Source organism: Nocardia cyriacigeorgica NBRC 100375 (assembly GCF_000308555.1).
Lineage (GTDB): Bacteria > Actinomycetota > Actinomycetes > Mycobacteriales > Mycobacteriaceae > Nocardia > Nocardia cyriacigeorgica.
Window position 1 is genome coordinate 1 of sequence record NZ_BAFY01000228.1, and the last position, 2817, is coordinate 2817.

4 protein-coding genes are annotated in these 2817 nt (G+C 68.8%); 3 read left to right on the plus strand and 1 reads right to left on the minus strand.

The annotated features are described in order from the left end of the window. Positions 1-1022: carboxylesterase family protein (locus RJ05_RS23480; protein ID WP_036540658.1), on the minus strand; the 1022-nt coding region annotated here is incomplete at its 3' end. Between the two features lie 96 nt (positions 1023-1118). On the opposite strand from RJ05_RS23480, the gene RJ05_RS23485 reads away from it, so the two are divergent. The 3 genes from RJ05_RS23485 to RJ05_RS32775 form a co-directional block, all read left to right on the plus strand. Continuing rightward, positions 1119-1703 carry a TetR/AcrR family transcriptional regulator gene (locus RJ05_RS23485; RefSeq protein WP_036540659.1) on the plus strand — a complete coding sequence of 195 codons (585 nt, stop codon included), beginning with the start codon at positions 1119-1121 and terminating at the stop codon, positions 1701-1703. Between the two features lie 166 nt (positions 1704-1869). After that, positions 1870-2661, plus strand: a complete 792-nt coding sequence (locus tag RJ05_RS23490; protein ID WP_036540660.1) for a DsbA family protein — start codon at positions 1870-1872, stop codon at positions 2659-2661. Beyond that, positions 2658-2817: vitamin K epoxide reductase family protein (locus tag RJ05_RS32775; RefSeq protein WP_036540662.1), on the plus strand; the 160-nt coding region annotated here is incomplete at its 3' end. The genes RJ05_RS23490 and RJ05_RS32775, both read left to right, overlap by 4 nt.

A 2817-nucleotide genomic window follows, 5' to 3' on the forward strand; every position in this document is an offset into this window, starting at 1 on the left:
TGGGCGGCGAGCAGGTCGGCGAAAGCGATGGTGCCCTCGTCGAAAGCTTTTCGCCCGACCAGATTCTGTACGACTGCCACTACTCGCCGGCCCGCCAACGGCACCGCGCGGATACGGGAGAACACCGGATGCGGGCCGTCGTAGAACGCCCGCATCTCCTCGGCCGTCGTACCGATCACGAGCTGCAGTCCCGCCGCCCGCTCGCGGACCTCGCGCTCCCAGCGCGACCGGTCCGGCAGCGGATCCACCCCGGCGACCGGCAGGAACGGCGGCGCCGAATTGAGCCCGCCGGGCCCGGCGAGCTTCTTCGCCGCCGCGGCCTGGGCCGCCAGGAGCTGGGTCAGCGGTGCGTGCTGTGGATCGCCGCCGAGCGCGGTGAGAAAGGCCTGCGCTGCCCGCTGCGCTTTCGCCGCGCTCTGGAAGCCGATCCCGAACGGTGAACTCTGCACGATCGCGCGCCGGAACAACCCGCGCGTGGAGGCGATCCCGAGCATCGCGACGATGGAATGCGCCCCCGCCGACTGCCCCGCCACCGTCACCTGATCTGGATCGCCACCGAAGCCGGCGATGTGCTCGCGCACCCACTCCAGTGCGGCGATTTGATCGAGCAATCCGAGATTGCCCGGCGCGACGCCGGGCATCCGCAGATAGCCGAGCACCCCGAGCCGATAGTTGATCGACACGACGACGATGCCGGTCTCGCGAACCAACTCGGTGGCGTCGTACAGATTCCAGCCACCACCACCGGCGAGGTAGGCCCCGCCATGGATCCACACCATGACCGGCCGGCCACCCGGTTCAGCGGCGGCGGGCGCGGTGACGGTCAGTTCCAGGCAGTCCTCCGATTGCGGCAACCGCACCGGCGCACCCATGACCGGTTCCAGCCTGCCCGGCAGCTGCGGTGCGGTGACGGGCGAGCGGTGCTGGTGCGGCCCCTCGTAGGCGATCCGCTCCGGCGCGCCGAATCGCGCGGCCGTGGCGAACGGGATACCTCGGGACACCACGACGTCGCTGTCGTTCATGTCGCTCCTCCTACGGTTATCGCAAGTCGACTTGCGTTACTGCCACGCTAAGCCCCCGGCAGAGATAACGCAAGAGGACTTGCGATAATCGGAGCCATGGCCGACGAGGCGAACCACACCCCGCAATTGCGCGGCGCTCGACTGCGGCGCGCCGTCCTCGACGCGACGCTCGCGCGCATCGAAGCCGTCGGCATCGACGAAGTGCGCGTCGCCGATATCGCCGCCGCGGCGGGCGTGCACGAGACCTCGGTCTATCGCCGCTGGAAAACCCTGCCGAGACTGCTGCTGGACGCGCTGCTGTCGCGCATGGAAATCCAGATCCCGATCCCGGACACCGGCTCGGTGCGCACCGACCTGCTGGAATTCATGACGATGCTGGTGCGCTTCGCCCGCAGCCCCTCCGGTGCCGCGTTGATCCGCTCCACGGGCGTCACCGACGCCGACGCCGAGGCCGACTCGGTCCGGCGCGAATTCTGGGCGGTGCGGCTGGCGGCCTCGCAGGAGATCGTGCGGCGTGGCATCGAGCGGGGCGAGATCGCCGCGACGGTGGATCCGCGACTCACCATGCTGACCCTCGGCGGGCTCGTGCACATCTACATCACCCAGCTCGACGGGACAATCCCCGACGATCTGCCCGAGACCGCCGTCGACCTGCTGATGGCCGGTCTCGCCCCGCGCTGACCAGGTCTGTGCCGGTTCCACGCGAGAACACGCCGCGTATTTCGGAAACTCTCAGGTTCACCGACCATGATGTGCGCGTGCCCGCTGACGCCGGAACACCGCGTCCGGCTCTACCATCAGGGCAGCAGGCAACGCGAAAGCGAGCGAAAGGCGTGGTGAACGCACGGTGAGCAACAACCCGGGTCGGAAGAATCCGCTGGCGGCGGCCGAGCGCGCCGACCGCAACCGCAAGATCGCGATCCAGGTGGGTGTCGCGGCGGTGCTCGTCGGCCTCGTCGCCGCGATCGGCATCGGGATCGCCATGCGCGGCTCCGACTCCGAGGACCTCGGCCCGATCCCCAGCGTGATCGCCGGCGCCCCGACGAGCCCAGGTGCGAGCCCGGCCGCGGAGGCCTCGGATCCGGCGGCCTCCAACGGCGCCATCGTCGTCGGCAACCCGGACGCGAAGGTGACCGTGCGCGTCGTCGCCGACCTGCAATGCCCGATCTGCAAGCTGTTCGAGGAAGCCAACGGTCAGGTGCTGGCCGACGGCGTAGCCAACGGCACCGTGAAGGTCGAATACAACATCGCGTCCTTCCTGGACCAGATGTCGACCACCGACTTCTCCTCGCGCGGCGCGAACGCCGCCTACTGCGTCAGCGATACCGGCGTCGACAAGTTCCAGGCCTGGTTGCAGGCCATGTTCGCGCAGCAGCCGCCCGAGGGCGGAAATGGACTGTCGGATGAGCAGCTGATCGAGATCGCCAAGTCGGTCGGCTACACCGATCCGAGCATCGCGCAGTGCGTCAACGACCGTACCTACGACAAGTTCGTGCAGGCCAAGTCGAAGAAGCTGCTGGACGAGGGCATCAAGGGCACGCCGACCGTCTTCGTGAACGGCGAGCAGGTCCAGACCCGTGAGGCGCTGTTCGCTCCGGGTGGGCTGGCGCCTGTGATCGCGCAGGCCGCAGGGCAGTGATCGCGGCCGCCCCCAGATCCGCCTGGGTGCTCCTGATCGGTGGACTGGCCGGCTGGATCGCCTCGTTCACGCTCACCGTCGAACGGTTCAAACTGTTCGTCGACCCCGCCTACCAGCCCTCGTGCAGCCTGAACCCGATCCTGTCCTGCGGTTCGG